Genomic DNA, 18270 nt, shown 5'->3' with positions numbered 1-18270 from the left:
CTCGCGCGGCGTCGACGTGCACTCGGTCAAGCAGCCCGTCGGGGTCGTCGCGGCGATCACGCCGTTCAACTTCCCCGTCATGGTGCCGCTGTGGATGGTCGCCTCGGCGATCGCCTGCGGCAACACCGTCGTGCTCAAGCCGAGCGAGAAGGACCCGTCGGCGGCCGTCTGGATCGCGAAGCTCTTCCAGGAGGCAGGTCTGCCCGACGGCGTGCTCAACGTCGTGCACGGCGACAAGGAAGCCGTCGACGCCCTGCTCGAGTCGCCGCGCGTGAACGCGATCAGCTTCGTCGGCTCGACGCCCATCGCCCGCTCGATCTACCAGCGCGCGGCGAACGCCGGCAAGCGGGTCCAGGCTCTGGGCGGCGCGAAGAACCACATGGTCGTGATGCCGGATGCCGACATCGACGCCGCAGCCGACGCCGCGGTCTCGGCCGCCTACGGGTCGGCCGGCGAGCGCTGCATGGCCGTCTCGGTGCTCGTCGCGGTGGGCGACATCGCCGACGACCTCGTCGGGGCGATCGCCTCGCGCATCGACGGGCTCTCGATCGGCGCCGGCACGGATGCCGCGAGCGAGATGGGTCCGCTCATCACCCGCGAGCACCGCGACCGCGTCGCCTCGTACGTGACCGGCGCCGCCTCTGAGGGTGCGACCGTCGTGGTCGACGGCACGACGAAGGACTTCGACTCCGACGGCTTCTTCATCGGCGTCAGCCTCATCGACCGGGTCGCTCCCGGCATGAAGGTCTACGAGGACGAGATCTTCGGGCCGGTGCTGTCTGTCGTGCGCGTCGAGACCTACGCGGAGGCCGTCGAGCTCGTCAATGCGAACACGTACGGCAACGGCACGGCGATCTTCACGCGCGACGGCGGCACCGCCCGTCAGTACGAGTTCGACATCGAGGTCGGCATGGTCGGCGTCAACGTGCCGATCCCCGTGCCGATCGGCGCCTACTCGTTCGGCGGCTGGAAGGACTCGCTCTTCGGAGACTCGCACATCTACGGTCCCGAGTCCGTGCACTTCTACACTCGGTCGAAGGTGGTCACCACGCGCTGGCCCGACCACACGCCCTCGCAGATCGACCTGGGCTTCCCGAGCAACCACTGAGCCAGAGAGCGACATACGATATGACGACCTTCACCGATCGCCACGGCGCATCGCATCCGCTCCCCGCCCCCGAGGCCGAGGCGCAGGTGCGGGCGGACGACCGCGGCCACGTCTTCCACTCCTGGAGCGCGCAGGGGCTCATCGACCCGCTGCCCGTCGCCGCGGGTGAGGGCTCGACGTTCTGGGACTACGCGGGCAACGCTTACCTCGACTTCTCCAGCCAGCTGGTCAACCTCAACCTCGGGCACCAGCATCCCGATCTCGTCGCCGCGATCCAGCAGCAGGCCGGCCGCCTGTCGACCATCCAGCCGGCGATGGCGAACGACGTGCGGGGCGAGCTCGCCCGGCTCATCGTCGAGGTCGCGCCCGAGGGCTTCGAGAAGGTCTTCTTCACCAACGGCGGCGCCGAGGCCAACGAGTACGCGGTGCGCATGGCCCGGCAGTCGACGGGGCGCCACAAGGTGCTGTCGATGTACCGCAGCTATCACGGGTCGACCTCGACGGCGATCTCGCTGACGGGCGACCCTCGCCGGTGGGCCAACGGCTCGCCCGACTCGGGGGCGGTGCGCTTCTTCGGGCCGTATCTGTACCGGTCGCCCTTCCACGCCGAGACCCCGGAGCAGGAGTCCGAGCGGGCGCTCGCCCACCTCGAGCAGACCATCCAGCTCGAGGGGCCGGCGACCATCGCGGCCATCATCATCGAGACGGTCGTCGGCACGAACGGCGTGCTCGTGCCGCCGCCCGGCTACCTGCAGGGGGTTCGTGAGCTCTGCGACCGCTACGGCATCGTCTACATCGCGGACGAGGTCATGGTCGGCTTCGGCCGACTCGGCGAGTGGTTCGGCATCGACGCGTACGACGGGCGTCCCGACCTGATCACCTTCGCGAAGGGCGTGAACTCCGGGTACGTGCCGCTCGGCGGCGTCGTCATCTCCGAGCGCATCGCGAAGGCCTTCGACACCACGCCGTTCGCCGGAGGGCTCACGTACTCCGGGCATCCGCTCGCGTGCGCCGCGGGCGTCGCGACCTTCGAGGTGTTCCGCCGCGACGGCATCCTCGAGCGGGTGCGCGACCTCGGCGAGCGCATCGTCGAGCCGACGCTGCGCCGCTGGGTCGACACCCACCCGAGCGTCGGCGAGGTGCGCGGACGCGGTCTCTTCTGGGCCGTCGAGCTGGTGCGCGACAAGGAGACGCGCGAGCCGCTGGTGCCCTTCAACGCGAGCGGAGCGGATGCCGCGCCGGTCGCCGCCTTCGCGGCCGCAGCCAAGAAGGCCGGCGTCTGGCCCTTCACCCACTTCAACCGAATGCACGTCGCGCCGCCGCTCGTGATCAGCGAGGACGACCTGGTGCGCGGCCTCGCCGTGCTGGATGAGGCCCTCTCCGTCGCGGACGAGCACGCCGCGGGCTGAGCCAGAAGCGCGACGAGGGCTCACCCGCGTGACGGGTCGTCTTCTGCTCGTGCCGGCGTCAAACTCGGCCGCACCCGCGCCAGATCGGCTCACAGAAGGGGCGTTGCCAATTCCGGCTGTCGATTCCGACTTGCCTGTTCTGTCCCTTCGTTCGAGCCATCGGAATCTGTTCAGTTACCGATATCCACTCCGACGAGCGGTTGTGAAGTTGTTGTGAAGAGTGAGATTGTGTGGCTGTTGACACTGACGTCAGCCAGATCGGAGGAAATTGTGTGGGATTCAAAGGTGAAGCCGAAGGCCCAAAGACAAGCGCGAGAGGCGCTCGCTCGCGCTCTAATGTCAGCCTGTGCGGTCTTGGGGCTAGCTACGAGCTTGTTGGTCGCATCGACTGCGCCAGCGCAGGCGGCTGGTTGTACGGCAGGCGTTCTTTGCGGCTGGGTCTACAACACCAACTCTTCGACCACGAGCATCCGGGTTGGCACGGACTGGAACGGAACGACCGTGACCGGGTCTACCGCATACGTCTCACGCGGAGCGTTCAGCGATCGATTCACTGACTACGACGCGTTCTACGTCCCAGCTGGGTACTGCGCTCGGGCTTACCGACCCGCTGGAAAAGGAGCGGTCCAACTCGGCACCACAAACCGTATCGGCATGACGGGAAAATGGGTCAAGGTCGACAATCTGGGCGCTTACGTCGTTCTGAAGAGCGGCGTCTGCGGCTGACCAACCGCAAGCCGCCCGGCTCCGCTACTTGCGGTCGAAGTCGAATGCCTTGAGCAGTTCGGCGACCGCCTGGTCGCGCTCCTCGCCGCCTTCCTCGAACATGTGCGTCACGTGCGTACGCAGGTGGTTCTCGAGGAGGAGCCGGTTCAGAGACTCCAGGGAACGCTGGATCGCGCGGGACTGCGTGATGATGTCCATGCAGTACTCCTCGCTCTCGATCATCCGCGCGACCCCACGCATCTGACCCTCGAGGATGCTCGTGCGGTGCAGGGCACGCTTCTTGATGTCTTCGATCACGATTCGAGGGTACTCGGGTCCTGCGCCGATCAGCCCGAGAACGGGTTCAGGACGGAAAGTCCCGGAACGTCGAAATCCCTCTCGTTGCGGGTGACGAGAGTCAGCCCATGATGCAGCGCAGTGGCCGCGATGAGCGAGTCGCCGAGCGGACGCCGGTTCGGCACTTGGATGGCTGCGGCGATCTGAGCGATCGCCTGCGTCACCTCGAGAGCGGGGTGCACCAGTCCGCTTCTGACCGAGTCCAGCCACCGTTCCAGAGACGCGGCGGCGACGGCATCCCGTCTCCACGCCAGGAGGACGCCGCGCTCGAGTTCGAGCCCGGTGATCACGCTGATGCGCACAGCCTCCCGAGGCGTCGCGTCGAACCACCGCGTCACTCCGACGTCGGGCCGAGGCCGCCGCACCTCCGAGATCACGTTCGTGTCGACCAGGAAGGGTGTCACAGATCGGTCTCTCGTCCGAAGTCGCGCGACCTGTCGGCGGCGATCTCGTCCATGATCTGACCGAAGACGTCATCAGGATCTGCCCCTTCAGGGAGGGGGCGGATGACATCCAGGAAGGAACGCGTGTCCTCCGTGGAAACGGCGGGCCGGAGGCGTTCATACGCTCCGATGCTCAGCAGTACGTAGGCGGGCTCGCCCCGACGGGTGATGAGGACCGGTTCCTCTTCCGCGAGCCTTTGAGCGCGTGCGACGGATTGGTTGAACTCCCGAGCGGTCATGGTGAACACGATGGACCTCGATTCCCGATGTAGTGAGAGTACTACACAGTGCCGGACGGTCAGGAGGACGCGAATCGGACGCCGCTCGCCGACCTCAGCCGAGACTCCCCATGAAAGGATGACGTCATGCCGCGAACCCCGATGGCGCTCCTGTCGCCCGCAGACCAGATGCGACTGCGCGCTCTCCGCCGGATGAAGGCGGTGGCTCTCGGTGCGCTGATCTTCATGGCCGTCGTCTTCGTGATCGCGTTCGCCTTCCAGGAACGGCAGCCGTGGCTGGCATACATCCGCGCCGCCGCGGAGGGCGGCATGGTGGGCGCCCTCGCCGACTGGTTCGCCGTCACGGCGCTGTTCCGCCGGCCGCTGGGGCTGCCCATCCCGCACACCGCGATCATCCCGAGCCGCAAGGACGAGATCGGTCGCACGCTCGGTGAGTTCGTCGAGACGAACTTCCTCGAAGCGGACGTCGTGCGCACCAAGCTCGCCAGCACCGCCATCGCGCAGCGCGCCGGCGACTGGCTCCGCGAGCCCGCGCACGCCCAGCGCGTGGCGGCGGAAGGCGCGACGATCGCGACGGCGGTGCTCGACGCACTCAGCGATGACGATGTGCGCGACCTCATCACCGACCTCGCGAGAGAGCATCTGGTCTCCCCCGAGTGGGGTCCCCCGGCGGGCGCCTGGCTCGAGAAGATCGTGGAGGCCGACGCGCATCACGGAGCGGTCGACCTCGCCGCAGACAGCATCGGCCGCTGGCTGGAGGCGAACGCCGAGTCCTTCTCGGGGATCATCTCGCGCCGCCTCCCGGGCTGGGTTCCGAAGCTCGCCCATCGATTCGTGGACGACACCGCCTACAACGAGGCCGTGAAGTTCGTCCGCGCCGTGCAGGCCGATCCGAAGCATCCGGCCCGCATCGCCGTCGACGGCTACCTCGCCCGCCTCGCCGACAGCCTGCAGAACGATCCGGAGACCAGGGCGAAGCTCGAGAACGCGAAGTCCTCGCTGTTCGACAGCCCCCGTGTCGGCGCACTCGCCGCCGAGGCGTGGAACACGGCGAAGGCCGGGCTGCTCACCGCACTGGCCGACCCTGAGAGCGGGCTTCGCGTCCGTGCAGCCCAGGCTCTGCAGGAGATCGGCGAGCGGCTCACGACGGATGCCGCGCTGCAGCGCCGCGTGGACGGCTGGGTCTCCGACGCGGCCGTGTTCCTCGTCGACCGCTACCGTCACGACATCGCCTCGATCATCACCGACACGGTCGAACGCTGGGACCCCGTCGAGACCACCGAGAAGATCGAGCTCATGGTCGGCCGCGATCTGCAGTACATCCGCCTCAACGGCACGTTCGTGGGCGCGCTCGCGGGCCTCGCGATCTTCACGATCGCCCATGCGCTGATCCCCGGAGTCTGAGCAGGCGCGTCAGCGCTTTCGTCAGCGCACGATCAGCTCGGGCGTGATGAGGGCGTGAGCGGACCCGGACTCCAGTCGGCGCGGCGCCACGACGTCGCCGGTCGGCCCCATCAGCAGCTCGAGAACGGCGGTGGCGACGTCCTCTGGGCGCTGCTCGACGCTCGAGAAGCCGAGCGCCTCGGCGGTCGGGGTGTTGTCGAATCCGATGACGGGCAGATCGAGGCGTGCATCCCCCAGAGCGAGGAGCGCCCCCACGGCAAGAGAGTCGCTCGCACACACGAGCGCGTCCGTGACGAGGCCGTCGTCGAGCGCCGCCGCCATGCTGGCGCGTGCCTGGGGTACGGAATCCTCGGCGATCACCCGCCCGCCGCGTGCGCCGGCAGCCGAAACGGCCTCGCGCCACCCCCGCTCCCGGTCGTCTCCCGTGCCCGAACCGGGCGGCCAGCCGAAGAACGACACGTGGCCACCGAATCCGAGAGCATGCGCGGTCGCCGCCCGTGTCCCCGACGCCCCGTCCACATCGACCCACAGGTGCAGCGGGTCGGCGATGTCGTCGTCGCCCCACGGCCTGCCGAACGAGATGAAGGGCAGCCCCTCTGCATCGAGGTGGCCGACTCGAGGATCGTCGCGGAAAGTGCCGGTGATGATCGCCGCGTCGATCTCCGAGCCCTCCCACAGCTCCGACAGCCGCGCGAGCTCCTCCTCGGTGGAGCGGGCGGCGTACACGAGCATCCGCATCCCGCGCTCGCTGGCGTGCTCGGTGATCGCATGCACGAACCGGTCGAGCACGACGCCGGAGATCCCACCGACGTAGGGATCGAGGCGGATGCCGATCGTCGAGCTGCGGCGCAGGCGAAGGCGCCGAGCCGCGGCGTGGCGGCGATAGCCGAGTGCGTCGATCGCCTCCAGCACCCGCTGCTTCGTCGCGGGACGGACGATGTCGGGTGTGTTGAGGACATTGGAGACGGTCTGCCGTGAGACGCCGGCGTGGGCGGCGACGTCTTCGACCGTGGGCGCCTTCGCCATTGCTGCTCCTCGTCTCCCGGCCGCTCTTGACACATTCGCGCCCGCGCCTCTAGCCTATTCCACGCAGAGTTTGATCGTTCAAATTGCTGCCGGATGGATCCCGGACACCCGTTCCGGCCGACGCCCGCAATGACTCATCAAAGGAGAGAGACCATGACACGGCACATCACACGCACCGCCCTCGGCACCGGAGCGGTGCTCCTCACCAGCACTCTCGTGCTCACGGGCTGCGGATCGGGCTTCGCCGGAGATGAGGCGCCGACCGAGTCCTCGGAGCTCTCGTCCTCGGATGACGACCTCACCGTCCTGATCGGCTCGTCCGGCGATGCCGAGACCGCGGCCGTGCAGGAGGCGCTCGACGCCTGGTCCGAGGAGTCGGGGACGAAGGTCTCGCTGCAGGTGGCCAGCGACCTCGCACAGGAGCTCTCCCAGGGATTCGCCGCCGGCGAGCCCGCCGACCTCTTCTACCTCTCGACCGACCAGATCGCCGGATTCGCGTCGAACGGCTCACTGCAGGCGTACGGCGACGAGCTGAGCAACAAAGACGACTTCTACCCCTCGCTCGTGGAGAACTTCACCATCGACGACACGTTCTACTGCGCGCCCAAGGACTTCTCGACGCTGGCGCTCGTGATCAACTCCCAGATGTGGGCAGATGCCGGTCTCACCGACGCCGACCTCCCGCAGAGCTGGGACGACCTCGGAGCTGTCGCGAAGAAGCTGACCACCTCGGATCACGTCGGCCTCGCCTTCGGAGCCGAGTTCCAGCGGGTCGGCACATTCATGGCGCAGGCCGGCGGCGGTCTCGTCGCGGACGGGAAGGCGATCGCCGACGACGAGGCGAACGTGGAGGCTCTCGAGTACGTGAAGTCGCACCTCGCCGACGGGACGTTCGCCTACGCGAAGGACGTCGGGGCCGGATGGGGCGGCGAGGCTCTCGGCAAGGGCGCGGCCGCGATGGTGATCGAGGGCAACTGGATCACCGGAGCTCTCGCGAACGACTTCAGTTCGATCGACTACACGGTCGCCGAGCTTCCGGCCGGACCAGCAGGCCAGGGCACGCTCCAGTTCACGAACTGCTGGGGCATGGCGGCGGACAGCCCCAACCAGCAGGCGGCCCTCGACCTGGTCGAGTACCTCACCAGCGCCGACAGCCAGCTCGCCTTCTCGAAGGCCTTCGGCCCGATGCCCTCGATCAAGTCGGCAGCCGATGCCTGGACCACCGACAATGCCGCCCTGGCTCCCTTCCTCGCCGGCGCAGACTACGCGCAGTTCCCGCCGAACCAGGACGGTGCCGCAGACGTGATCGCCGACTTCAACGCGCAGCTCGAATCGCTGAAGACCGCGGAGCCCGCCGACATCCTCGGCTCCGTCCAGTCGAACCTCGAAGCGATCGTCGAGTAGTCGTGACGATGACGCGCACCGGGCGTCGTCGCGGCGGGGCCTCCGGGCTCCGCCGCGGCGAGGCCGCGGCCGGGTGGCTGTTCACCGCACCGGTGATCGCGATCCTCGGCGTGTTCCTCCTCGTCCCGGTCCTGATGGCTCTCTGGGTGAGCGTCTCGGACTGGGGAGGCCGAGGCAGTCCCCTGTCGGGATCCGTCTCCTACGTGGGTGCGGACAACTTCTCGGCTGTCCTCGTCGATGGCGGACTGGCCACCAAGGACTTCGGCACCGCGCTGCGCAACAACGCCTGGTACGTGCTGCTGGTGGTGCCGCTGCAGACCGCACTCGCCCTCTTCCTCGCCATCCTCGTGAACAGGGCCGTGCTCCGCGGCCGCGGATTCTTCCGCACGGCCTATTACTTCCCGTCGGTCACCAGCTCCGTCGCGATCACCGTGCTGTGGCTCTTCCTCTTCTCCGCGAGCGGCGCCGTGAACGGCGTGCTGTCGTGGTTCGGGATCAACGGCCCGAACTGGTTCAACGATCCGCGGGGCGTCCTTCACCTCGTGCTCAGCGGCGTCGGAGTGGACTCCGGACCCGCGGCGCTCACCCAGGGCGGCATGCTCGGCGTGTCGTGGTGGGAGTGGCTCGCCGGCCCGTCGATCGCCATGAGCGCGTACATCCTGATGGCGGTCTTCACGACATCCGGCACCTTCATGCTCCTGTTCCTCGCGGGCCTGCAGAACCTCGGAGGCGACGTCGACGAGGCCGCGATGATGGACGGGGCGAACAGCTGGCAGCGGTTCTGGAGAGTCACCCTCCCCCAGCTGCGGCCCACGCTCTTCACGGTCCTGACCCTCGGCCTGATCGGCTGCTGGCAGGTCTTCGATCAGATCTACACCGGCACACGGGGCGCCCCGAGCAAGACGACGCTGACCCCGGCATATCTGTCGTACCAGACCGCGTTCTCGAATCAGGAATGGGGTCAGGGCGCCGCGATCGCCTTCATCCTGTTCGTCATCATCGTCGTCTTCACCCTGCTGCAGCGCTGGGTGCTGCGTGATCGGCCGGTGTCACGGCGCCGCATCCGCGCCTACGAGACCACCGCGAAGGGAGGCGTCTCGTGAGACTCTCGCGCACGCAGCTCACCTGGCAGATCGTGCTCTATGCCGTGCTGATCGGGCTCGCGATCGTCTACATCTACCCGTTCCTCGTGCAGATCGCCACCAGCTTCAAGACCGACGAGGATGCCGCGTCCAGCGGCATCTCCCTCGTGCCCGAGGTGTGGACGTTCGCGGCCTACGAGCGGCTCTTCGCCCGCAGCGACTTCCCCTCATGGTTCGTCAACAGTGCGATCGTGACGATCGTCGTGACCGCCGGGCGGGTGTTCTTCAACTCGCTCGCCGGCTACGCACTGGCCCGCCTGCACTTCCGCGGTCGGGGCGTGGTCTTCGCGGCGCTGGTCGCGGTCATGTCGGTGCCGACCGTGGTGCTCCTCATCCCCAAGTTCCTCGTGATCAACCAGCTGGGCATGTTCAACTCGTACGCGGGGATGATCCTGCCGCTGCTCGTGGATGCCGCCGGCGTCTTCATCATGAAGAACTTCTTCGAATCGATCCCCGTGTCGGTCGAGGAGCAGGCTCGGATCGACGGCGCCGGCACGTTCCGCCTGTTCTGGTCGGTCGTACTCCCGATGGCGACGCCGGCACTCGTGACGATCGTGATCCTGTCGTTCCAGGGCTCATGGAACGAGCTGAGCCACTTCATCGTGTCGACCAACGACCCCGCTCTCACCACCCTGACCAAGGGCGTCGCCTCGCTCGCGAGCGGCCAGCTCAGCCAGGGGACGCAGTATCCGCTCAAGCTGGCGGCCGCGCTCATCATGACGATCCCCGTCGCCGTGATGTTCTTCGTCTTCCAGCGCCGCATCATGAACTCCACCGAAGGAGCCGTCAAGGAATGACCCCCACTCCCCCCACCCGCCCCGCTCTGCAGCCCCTGCTGGACGACGCCGTGATCGTGCTCGAAGCGCCGACTCAGGTGTGGTCGGACGCCGCCGGACGGATCGGTACCGTACCGATCCACGGCATCTACCACGGCGATCTGCGCCATATCAGCGCGGTGGAGCTCTCGATCGCGGGCACGGACCTCGAATCGATCGGATGCTCCTCGCCCACCCCGCAGCGGGTGACCTTCACGGACGTCCTGCGGGGACTGGACGATGACTCGGCCGATCCGCGCGTGCGTCTGGACCGGGAGCGGACCGCGACCGCCGGGCGATTCGGCGAGCGCCTGATGGTCAGCAGTCACCTCGATCACGCCATGCTCGTCAGCGTCGAGGTGCGCGTGCGCCCCGACTTCGCCCCGATGCAGGCCGTGAAGGCCGGAGATGCCGCGCCCGCCGTGTGGGAGTGGGACGGAGCACGCGCGCGCAGCACGGATGCCTCCTTCTCGCTGATCGCGGCAGAGGCCGCCACCGCGACGGACGGAGACGACCTCGTCGTCCGCTGGGAGCTCGAGGTGCCACCGCGAGGCCGCGTCGAGGCGGCCTGGTCCGTCGAGCTGCACGACCCCACGCTCGTGGTCGCTGCCGCGCGACCGTCGACGACGTCGACGCCGCCGGAGACCGACGATCCCCGGGTCGCTCGGTGGATCGATCGCGCGACGGCCGACCTCGCGGCCCTCCGCCTCTCGCTCCCGGATCATCCGGGCGACGCCTTCTATGCAGCGGGCGCGCCATGGTTCTTCACCCTCTTCGGTCGTGATTCGATCTGGGCCGCCCGCCTCGCTCTCGCTGCGGATCCGTCGATGGCGGGATCCACCCTCCGGGTCCTGGCCCGCCTGCAGGGCACGACGACGGACCCTGCGACGGCGGAAGCGCCGGGCAAGATCCTTCATGAGCTGCGCAGCGGCGCCCTGACACTGCCCAAGGAGGGCGTCCACCTTCCGCCGCTCTACTACGGAACGGTCGATGCGACCCCGCTGTGGGTGTGTCTGCTGGCCGACGCCCGCGATGCGGGGATGCCCCGCGAAGAGGTGCAGGAGCTGCTTCCCGCGCTGCGTGCCGCGCTCGAGTGGACGGTCGTCCATGGCCCGGCATCCGGAAGCGGCTTCATCGACTACGTCGACGAGACAGGTCACGGACTCGCGAACCAGGGGTGGAAGGACTCCGGCGATTCCATCCAGTGGAGGGACGGTCGTCTCGCCGAGGGCCCGATCGCTCTCAGCGAGGTGCAGGCCTATGCCCATGAGGCTGCCGTGCGCGGTGCCGCACTCCTCGACGAGCTCGAAGAGCCGGGCGGTGAGGCGCTGCGGAGTTGGGCGGCCGATCTGCGTGAGCGCTTCCGCGCCGCGTTCTGGGTCACGACCGAAGAGGGCCGCTACCCCGCTGTGGCGCTGGATGCCGCGGGCAACCCGGTCGACTCGCTCACGAGCAACATCGGGCATCTGATCGGCACCGGTCTGCTCGACGCGGACGAGGAGCGGCTCTGCGCCACCCTGCTCACAGACCCCACGATGTCGAGCGGCTACGGCATCCGCACCCTGTCGACGAGCGCTCAGGGCTACTGGCCGCTGAGCTACCACTGCGGCAGCGTCTGGACGCATGACACCGCGATCGCCGTGCACGGGATGCTCCGAGCGGGACTCCGGGAACAGGCTCAGTCGATCGCGCGACAGCTGCTCGATGTCGCGGAGGGCTTCGAGTACCGCGTGCCCGAGCTTCACTCCGGGGATGCGGCCGTGCATGGCGGAAGACCGGTGCCCTACCCCGCCGCCTGTCGCCCGCAGGCATGGTCGGCCGCGGCGGCCGTGGTCTGCGCGCAGGCGCTGGGGTGATCTGACCGGCATCCTGACCCCGTGGGCAACGGCGGCCGCGGCGTCACCGGGTCGCGAGTGCCGCGAGCATCTCCAGGACGCAGAGCGCGGCGAGGCGCACCGTGCGCATGTCGTCGGTGTCGGCGGTCGCATCGACCTCGGCGATGTCGGCGCTGACGACGCGCGGGTCTGCCGTGATGCCCCGCACGAGAGCACGTAGCTCCCAGGCAGCGAGACCGCCGGGGACGCTCGCGGGGCAGCCGGGCGCCGCGGACCGATCCACCGCATCGACGTCGACATCGAGATGGATGCGGGTGCCCGCTCCCGCGCCCGCTCCCGCGATGCGCGTCGCCTCAGCGACGACGTCGGCGATGCCACGCCGACGAACCTCGTCGAGCGTGATCACCCGGATGCCCCAGTCGGCTGCCCGACCGGCGTAGGCCGCCGAGTTCGCGAAGTCCGCGATGCCGATCTGGACGATCCTTGTGGGGTCGACGCGTTCGGGCTCGGGGGCGTCCTCGATGAGTCGACGCACCGGCGAGCCGTTCGAGATGCCGTCCCGCAGGTCGAAGTGTGCGTCGATCGTGATCAGTCCCGTCGCCCCGGCGCCGCGCGCCACGGGATACGTCAGCGCGTTGTCGCCTCCCAGGGCGACGACGAGACGGGCGGCATCGGCGAGCCCACGCACCCGATCGACCGTCGCCGCGATGCCCCGTTCGCCGTCGGGCTCGACGACGTCTCCGGCGTCCAGGATGCGCAGCGTCGCGGCCAGATCGACGGCGGGCGGGCCCATCAGGGTCGCGCTGTACCGCGTGAGAGCCTCGCGGATCGCCGCGGGCGTGGCATGTGCACCCGTCGGGGAGAGCGAGCTGCGCCAGGTCGGGACGCCGAGCAGGACGGCGTCCGCGTCGTCTCCCGCCTCGAACGCGGGCCAGGACCCGGCTCGCGGCCAGAGTTCATCGTGCGAGAGAGCCATGATCCTCCGTTCCGGCCGCCGCGAAGACCGCGGTGCCGTTCTTCCAGACCTTCTCGACGAGCGGGACGCCCGGCCGATAGGCGAGATGGATGCGCGTGGGCGCTGTCAGCAGCACGAGATCGGCACGTGCACCCGGCGCGATCACGCCGATATCGTCGCGTCCCAGTGCACGGGCGCCGCCGGCGGTCGCCGCCCACACGGCCTCGGCCGGAGTCATCCCCATGTCGCGCACCGCGATGGCGATGCAGAACGGCATCGACGACGTGAAGCTGGAGCCCGGGTTGGTGTCGCACGCGATCGCCACCGTCACCCCGGCGTCGATCAGCCGACGAGCATCCGGATACGGCTGCCGCGTCGAGAACTCCACCCCGGGCAGCAGCGTGAGGACGGTGTCGGACGTGACGAGCGCGGCGATGTCCTCGTCGGTCAGGTAGGTGCCGTGGTCGACGGAGGCGGCGCCCAGCTCCACGGCCAAACGCACTCCCTCGCCCGGCCCGAGCTGACTCGCGTGCACCCGGGGCCGCAGGCCCTTCGCGACCCCCGCCTCGAGCACCCGACGGGACTGCTCCACCGTGAACGCACCGGTCTCGCAGAACACGTCGATCCACTTCGAATGCGGCGCGCAGGCGTCGAGCATCGGTCCGGTGACGAGCTCGACGTACTCGTCGGCGCGATCGGCGTAGTCGGCGGGGACCACGTGCGCCCCGAGGAACGTGACCTCGGGCGTGACCTCGGCGGCGAGGCGGACCAGACGCTCCTCATCGAGCACGCTCAATCCGTAGCCGCTCTTGATCTCGACCGTCGTCGTGCCCTGGGCGGTCATCTCGGTGATGAACGCCCGCAGCCGCGCTCGCAGGTCGTCGTCGCTCGCGGCTCGCGTGGCGGCGACCGTGGAGCGGATGCCGCCCGCGGCATACTTCTGCCCGGCCATCCGCGCCTCGAACTCCGCTGCACGATCCCCGCCGAACACCAGGTGACTGTGGCTGTCGACGAATCCGGGGATCACCGCGTGCCCTCGGGCGTCGACGACCCGGTCCGCCCTTGGCGCATCCGCCGCCGCCCCGACCCAGGCGATGTGCTCGTCCTCGATCAGCACGGCAGCGCTCTGCAGCGTCCCGGAGCGGTCGCCGTCGGCTCGGGCGACGTTCGTCGTCAGTTCGCCGATGTTCGTCAGCAGCGTGGTGCTCACAGCATCGGCACCTTCAGGCCGCGCTCACGTGCGATGTCGCGAGCGTGCTCATACCCGGCGTCGACGTGACGCATCACCCCGGTGCCCGGATCGTTCGTCAGCACCCGCTCCAGCTTCTCGGCGGCGAGCGCGGACCCGTCGGCCACGGTCACCTGACCGGCGTGGATCGAGCGCCCGATCCCGACGCCGCCGCCGTGGTGCAGCGACACCCACGACGCGCCGGAGGCGGTGTTGAGCAGGGCGTTGAGCAGCGGCCAGTCGGCGATCGCATCCGATCCGTCCTTCATCGCCTCGGTCTCGCGGTAGGGCGATGCGACCGAACCGGAGTCGAGGTGGTCGCGTCCGATCACGATCGGCGCCGTCAGCTCGCCCGAGGCGACCATTTCGTTGAACTTGAGTCCGGCGAGGTGGCGCTCCTTGTACCCGAGCCAGCAGATGCGGGCGGGCAGTCCCTCGAAATGCACCTTCTCTCCGGCCTTCTCCAGCCAACGGTGCAGCGCCTTGTCCTCGGGGAAGAGCTCGGCGATCGCCCGATCGGTGCGGTAGATGTCCTCGGGGTCGCCCGAGAGCGCGGCCCAGCGGAAGGGTCCACGGCCCTCCTCGAACTGCGGGCGGATGTACGCGGGGACGAAGCCGGGGAACTCGAAGGCGCGGTCGTAACCACCGAGCTGCGCTTCGGCGCGGATGGAGTTGCCGTAGTCGAACACGGCAGCGCCCGCATCCTGGAACGCCACCATCGCCTCGACGTGACGGGCCATCGACTCGCGGGACCGCCGGGTGAAGTCCTCGGCGTCGCGCTCGGCCGCGGCCTTCCACTCGGACACGGAGGTGCCGACCGGGAGGTACGCGAGCGGGTCGTGCGCGCTGGTCTGATCCGTGACGATGTCGATCGGCACTCCCCTCCGCAGCAGCTCGGGGAAGACCTCGGCGGCGTTGCCGACCACGCCGACCGAGAGCGCCTCGCCGGCTTCCTTCGCCGCGACGACACGCTCGACGGCGGCGTCCAGATCGGTGGTGTACTCGTCGAGGTAGCCGTGCTCCACGCGCCGCGAGAGTCGGGACTCGTCGACGTCGACGATGAGCACGACGCCGTCGTTGAGCGTCACCGCGAGAGGCTGCGCACCGCCCATCCCTCCGGCACCACCGGTCAGAGTCAGGGTGCCGCGCAGCGACTCCCGGCCCAGCGAGCGGGCGACCGCCGCGAAGGTCTCGTACGTCCCCTGCAGGATGCCCTGGGTGCCGATGTAGATCCACGAGCCGGCCGTCATCTGGCCGTACATGATGAGCCCGAGCTCCTCGAGGCGACGGAACTCCGGCCAGTTGGCCCAGTCCCCGACGAGGTTCGAGTTGGCGATGAGGACCCGAGGCGCCCACTCGTGGGTGCGGAAGACGCCGACGGGCTTGCCGGACTGCACGAGCAGTGTCTCGTCGGGCTCCAGCTCGTCGAGTGTGCGGATGATCGCGTCGTACGCCTCCCAGCTGCGCGCCGCCTTGCCCGTGCCGCCGTACACGACCAGGTCTTCGGGGTGCTCGGCGACCTCGGCATCGAGGTTGTTCATGAGCATCCGCTTGGCGGCCTCGGCGCCCCAGCTCTTCGCGGTGCGCTGGTTGCCTCGGGCGGCGCGAACGCTGCGCGGTCCGGTGGGGGTGGTGTCAGTCATTCGCGTGCTCCTTTGCGATGCGGGCGATGGTGCCGGACTGCACGAGTGCGGTCACGGCCTCGATGTCGGGCGAGAGGAAGCGGTCGGGGCCGGGGCCGGCGGCGACCGTGCGCACCAGGTCGCGGACAGCGCCGGTGGCGGGGCCCGCCTGCAGCGGAGCGCGCAGATCGAGGGCGCGTGCGCCGGTCAGGATCTCGATCGCGAGCACGCGGCCGAGGCCGTCGATCGCGCGGCGGAGCTTGCGCGCGGCAGCCCAGCCCATCGAGACGTGGTCCTCCTGCATCGCCGACGAGGGAATCGAGTCGACGGACGCGGGGACGGCCAGGCGCTTCAGCTCGGAGACGATCCCGGCCGCCGCGTACTGAGCGATCATCAGCCCGGAGTCGACCCCGACCTCGTCGGCGAGGAAGGGAGGCAGCCCGTGGCTGCGCGCGGGATCGAGCGCACGGTCCGTGCGTCGCTCCGAGATCGAGGCGACGTCCGCCACGGAGATCGCGAGGAAGTCGAGGACGGCTGCCACCGGGGCACCGTGGAAGTTCCCATTCGATTCGATGCGACCGTCGAGCGTGATCACGGGGTTGTCGATCACGCTCGCCAGCTCGCGACCCGCGACGGTCGAGGCGTAGGCCATGGTGTCGCGCGCCGTGCCGTGCACCTGCGGCGAGCAGCGCAGAGAGTACGCATCCTGCACGCGTCCGTCTTCCGGGCCCTTGTGGCTGTGCACGATCGGGGAGTTCCGCAGGAAGGAGCGCAGGTTGGCGGCGGACTCTCCCTGGCCCGTCTGCGGGCGCAGCGCCATGAGATCCGCGGCGAAGACGGCATCCGTGCCGAGCTGGGACTCGACGGACATGGCGGCGGCCAGGTCGGCGGTCAGGAGAAGAGCGTCGAGATCGTGCAGGGCGAGCACCAGCATCCCGAGCATCCCGTCCGTGCCGTTGATGAGCGCGAGACCCTCCTTCTCGACCAGGGTGACGGGCTCGATGCCCGCGGCCACCAGCGCATCGGATGCTGCGACGAGGTCGCCCTCCGCATCGCGGACGTCGCCCTCCCCCATGGCCGCGAGGGCGATGTGCGCGAGCGGGGCGAGATCGCCGGAGCAGCCGAGAGAGCCGTACTCCCGCACGATCGGCACGATGCCTGCGTTGAGGAGCGCGGCGTAGGTCTCCACGACGACCGGCCGCACACCGGTGCGACCTGAGCTGAGGGTCTGCAGGCGCAGGAGCTGGAGGCCGCGCACCACCTCGCGCTCGACCTCCGCGCCGGTCCCTGCCGCATGGGATCTGATGAGGCTCGCCTGCAGCTGCAGCCGGCGGTCCGGAGCGATGAACGTGGTCGCGAGCGCTCCGAACCCGGTGGAGACCCCGTAGTGCGGGTGCGGGTCTGCCGCCAGACCGTCGATGACGTGCCGCGTCTCGGCGACACGATCGAGTGCTGCGGGACTGATCACGACGCGGGCGCCGTGACGGGCGACGGCGACGACGTCGGCGTGACTCAGGGGGGCATCGCCGACGACGACGGAGAACTCTTCAGACATGATTCGATTTCACACCCCGACAGTCGCACCCCACAGGGGGAAGAGGCATACTGTGTCTGTGATCCCAGACGATGCGGCTTCGACCGCGCAGGTGCCGGCGGCGGACAACACCCTGCGGATCCTCCGTCACCTCGCCGGCCGTCCGGCCCCCGTGGCGGCCTCGGCGATCGCTCGTGAGCTCGGGCTGCCCCGCTCGACCGTGTATCACCTGCTCACCACGCTCGCGGCGCACGGGTTCGTGCTGCACCTGCGCGAGGAGCGCCGCTGGGGTCTCGGCACGTCGGCCTTCGAACTCGCCGGCGGGTATGCCCGGCAGCAACCACTCGCGCGCCTGGGCCGGCCAGTGATCGCGTCGCTGTCCGACCACCTGGGCGAGAGCGCGCACCTCGCCGTGATGAGCGGAGGCGATGTCCTGTACATCGTCGAGGAGCGGGCGCCCCGGCGTCCCGCACTCGTCACCGATGTGGGGGTGAGACTGCCGGCGCACCTCACCGCCTCCGGTCGGGCGATGCTGGCAGCCCTCCCGCGGGAGCAGGTGCGTGCCCTGTACCCGAGCGCTTCCGCGTTCCCGGATCGAACCGGTGTCGGCCCGCGCAAGCCGGGTGAGCTTCGCGAAGTGCTGCGCACCGTGCGTGCCCGCGGATACGCGATCGAAGACAGCGAGATCGCCGACGGGCTGCGCAGCGTCGGCGCAGCCGTGCTCGACCATTCCGGGTGGCCCATCGCCGCCGTCGCCGTGACCTGGGCGAATGCGGAGCTCGACGAGACGATGCTGGCAGAGGCCGTGATCGAGTCGGCGAGCGTGCTCGAGTCGCGGCTCAAGCGCTGACGACGTGCTGCGCGAGCCCGAACACTCGCACGATTGCACGTCAACACCGATGCACGTCAACACGGGAGCACGTTAACGCAGAAAAGCCACCCAACATTGGGTGGCTTTTCTGTTTAAAAGAAGTCCGGCGGTGTCCTACTCTCCCACAGGGTCCCCCCTGCAGTACCATCGGCGCTGTGAGGCTTAGCTTCCGG

The 18270-nt window shown here is 69.1% G+C and carries 16 protein-coding genes; 8 read left to right on the top strand and 8 right to left on the bottom strand.

Annotation, left to right across the window (positions count from 1 at the left end; genetic code table 11):
• Positions 1-1108, top strand: a 1108-nt coding sequence (gene mmsA / locus ACESK8_RS17090; RefSeq protein ID WP_372969705.1) for a CoA-acylating methylmalonate-semialdehyde dehydrogenase, incomplete at its 5' end; no start/stop codon positions are given.
• Positions 1109-1128: 20 nt separating this feature from the next.
• The gene (locus ACESK8_RS17085) at positions 1129-2517 is read left to right on the top strand and encodes an aspartate aminotransferase family protein (RefSeq protein WP_372969704.1); all 1389 of its coding nucleotides are present in this window, start codon (positions 1129-1131) and stop codon (positions 2515-2517) included.
• 750 nt (positions 2518-3267) lie between these two features.
• Here ACESK8_RS17085 and ACESK8_RS17080 read toward each other — a convergent pair.
• Genes ACESK8_RS17080 through ACESK8_RS17070 form a run of 3 tightly spaced genes read right to left on the bottom strand, consistent with a single transcriptional unit; the run spans position 3268 to position 4261 of the window.
• Positions 3268-3540: a metal-sensitive transcriptional regulator gene (locus tag ACESK8_RS17080; protein ID WP_060926857.1), complete on the bottom strand. Its 273-nt coding sequence runs from the start codon at positions 3538-3540 to the stop codon at positions 3268-3270.
• Positions 3541-3569: 29 nt separating this feature from the next.
• Positions 3570-3983, bottom strand: a complete 414-nt coding sequence (locus ACESK8_RS17075; protein ID WP_372969703.1) for a type II toxin-antitoxin system VapC family toxin — start codon at positions 3981-3983, stop codon at positions 3570-3572.
• Entirely contained in the window at positions 3980-4261 is a 282-nt protein-coding gene (locus tag ACESK8_RS17070) for a type II toxin-antitoxin system prevent-host-death family antitoxin (protein WP_372969702.1), read from the bottom strand. Before ACESK8_RS17070 ends, ACESK8_RS17075 begins: the two co-directional genes overlap by 4 nt.
• A gap of 126 nt (positions 4262-4387) precedes the next feature.
• Here ACESK8_RS17070 and ACESK8_RS17065 point away from each other — a divergent pair, with 126 nt between their 5' ends.
• Positions 4388-5665, top strand: coding sequence for a DUF445 domain-containing protein (locus ACESK8_RS17065; protein WP_372969701.1), 1278 nt, complete (start codon positions 4388-4390; stop codon positions 5663-5665).
• A gap of 21 nt (positions 5666-5686) precedes the next feature.
• Here ACESK8_RS17065 and ACESK8_RS17060 read toward each other — a convergent pair whose 3' ends face one another.
• On the bottom strand, positions 5687-6691 hold the full coding sequence (locus tag ACESK8_RS17060; RefSeq protein WP_372969700.1) for a LacI family DNA-binding transcriptional regulator: 1005 nt from the start codon (positions 6689-6691) through the stop codon (positions 5687-5689).
• A gap of 153 nt (positions 6692-6844) precedes the next feature.
• Between ACESK8_RS17060 and ACESK8_RS17055 the strand changes: the two genes are divergently transcribed.
• The 4 genes from ACESK8_RS17055 to ACESK8_RS17040 are packed head-to-tail and all read left to right on the top strand — an operon-like array spanning position 6845 to position 11908.
• Complete coding sequence (locus ACESK8_RS17055) at positions 6845-8095, top strand: extracellular solute-binding protein (protein ID WP_372969699.1); 1251 nt, start codon at positions 6845-6847, stop codon at positions 8093-8095.
• An 8-nt stretch (positions 8096-8103) separates the two neighbouring features.
• A complete protein-coding gene (locus ACESK8_RS17050) occupies positions 8104-9198 on the top strand; it encodes a carbohydrate ABC transporter permease (protein ID WP_372969698.1) in 1095 nt (364 codons plus the stop codon).
• Complete coding sequence (locus ACESK8_RS17045) at positions 9195-10034, top strand: carbohydrate ABC transporter permease (RefSeq protein WP_060926851.1); 840 nt, start codon at positions 9195-9197, stop codon at positions 10032-10034. Before ACESK8_RS17050 ends, ACESK8_RS17045 begins: the two co-directional genes overlap by 4 nt.
• Positions 10031-11908, top strand: a complete 1878-nt coding sequence (locus ACESK8_RS17040) for a glycogen debranching N-terminal domain-containing protein (protein ID WP_372969697.1) — start codon at positions 10031-10033, stop codon at positions 11906-11908. Before ACESK8_RS17045 ends, ACESK8_RS17040 begins: the two co-directional genes overlap by 4 nt.
• A 43-nt stretch (positions 11909-11951) precedes the next feature.
• On the opposite strand, the gene ACESK8_RS17035 is transcribed toward ACESK8_RS17040, so the two are convergent.
• From ACESK8_RS17035 to hutH, 4 genes are read right to left on the bottom strand one after another with little or no spacing between them, the layout of a single operon-like run.
• The gene (locus tag ACESK8_RS17035) at positions 11952-12863 is read right to left on the bottom strand and encodes an arginase family protein (protein WP_372969696.1); all 912 of its coding nucleotides are present in this window, start codon (positions 12861-12863) and stop codon (positions 11952-11954) included.
• Positions 12844-14052, bottom strand: a complete 1209-nt coding sequence (gene hutI, locus ACESK8_RS17030) for an imidazolonepropionase (RefSeq protein ID WP_372969695.1) — start codon at positions 14050-14052, stop codon at positions 12844-12846. Before hutI ends, ACESK8_RS17035 begins: the two co-directional genes overlap by 20 nt.
• Complete coding sequence (hutU, locus tag ACESK8_RS17025; protein ID WP_372969694.1) at positions 14049-15713, bottom strand: urocanate hydratase; 1665 nt, start codon at positions 15711-15713, stop codon at positions 14049-14051. Before hutU ends, hutI begins: the two co-directional genes overlap by 4 nt.
• On the bottom strand, positions 15706-17247 hold the full coding sequence (gene hutH, locus ACESK8_RS17020) for a histidine ammonia-lyase (RefSeq protein ID WP_372969693.1): 1542 nt from the start codon (positions 17245-17247) through the stop codon (positions 15706-15708). Before hutH ends, hutU begins: the two co-directional genes overlap by 8 nt.
• Positions 17248-17338: 91 nt before the next feature.
• On the opposite strand from hutH, the gene ACESK8_RS17015 reads away from it, so the two are divergent.
• Positions 17339-18076: an IclR family transcriptional regulator gene (locus tag ACESK8_RS17015; RefSeq protein WP_372969706.1), complete on the top strand. Its 738-nt coding sequence runs from the start codon at positions 17339-17341 to the stop codon at positions 18074-18076.
• Positions 18077-18270: the final 194 nt, after the last annotated feature.

This window comes from Microbacterium sp., from assembly GCF_041641055.1.
Classification (GTDB): domain Bacteria; phylum Actinomycetota; class Actinomycetes; order Actinomycetales; family Microbacteriaceae; genus Microbacterium.
The sequence above is the reverse complement of the archived record's forward strand: the minus strand, read 5'-3'. Positions and strand labels throughout refer to the sequence as shown.